This is a genomic window from Pseudokineococcus basanitobsidens (assembly GCF_037482545.1).
In the GTDB taxonomy this organism is placed as follows: Bacteria; Actinomycetota; Actinomycetes; order Actinomycetales; family Quadrisphaeraceae; genus Pseudokineococcus; species Pseudokineococcus basanitobsidens.
Genome location: NZ_JBBIAA010000086.1, coordinates 1 through 511, shown reverse-complemented (window position 1 = coordinate 511; position 511 = coordinate 1). Strand labels below are relative to the sequence as shown.

1 protein-coding gene is annotated in these 511 nt (G+C 65.2%); it reads right to left on the bottom strand.

The window, feature by feature from the left end; genetic code table 11:
* Nucleotides 1-118: 118 nt before the first annotated feature.
* Nucleotides 119-421 (bottom strand): putative quinol monooxygenase, encoded by a 303-nt coding sequence (locus tag WDZ17_RS17400; RefSeq protein ID WP_339576438.1) that lies wholly within the window; start codon nucleotides 419-421, stop codon nucleotides 119-121.
* Nucleotides 422-511 lie beyond the last annotated feature (90 nt).

Genomic DNA, 511 nt, shown 5'->3' with positions numbered 1-511 from the left:
TTCCGCTGGCTACCTCGCCGCGGCACTGCAGGCAGCGACCAACCTCACCCTATCATGACGAGCGTGCCGCTGTGCGATGTGAGAATCGGACCGCGGCACGCTCGACGAGGTCGTGGTCTCAGGCGGTGAGCTTCGAGGCCAGGACGTCCAACTCCTCGATCGTCGGCTCGCTGAACAGTTTGCCCGTCTGCTCGCCGAGAGCGGTCGCAACCGCGCCGGACAGGTGCGCGTCGCGGCCGGCGTCATCGGGGAACACGTCGAAGATCCCGAATGAGGACGGGCCGAGACGGATCGCGAACCACGCGACGGTGGCCGGTTCCTCCTCGACGAGCCCTCGCCCGATGCCGAGAAATTCCTGGACCTCGTCTTCCTTGCCGGGCAGGGCCTCCAGCCTTACAAGCAGTCCCTTCGTCACGCTCATGACGTCACCTCTTCGTCGGTCGAATTGCTCGCAAATTTCGCCACGATCGTATCGCAGAACGCAGGCAGGTCATCGGGCGAGCGGCTGGTG

What these genes read in the sequence shown, in the direction of transcription:
- WDZ17_RS17400 (WP_339576438.1), bottom strand. Translation starts at nt 421, where the DNA reads ATGAGCGTGACGAAGGGACTGCTTGTAAGGCTGGAGGCCCTGCCCGGC.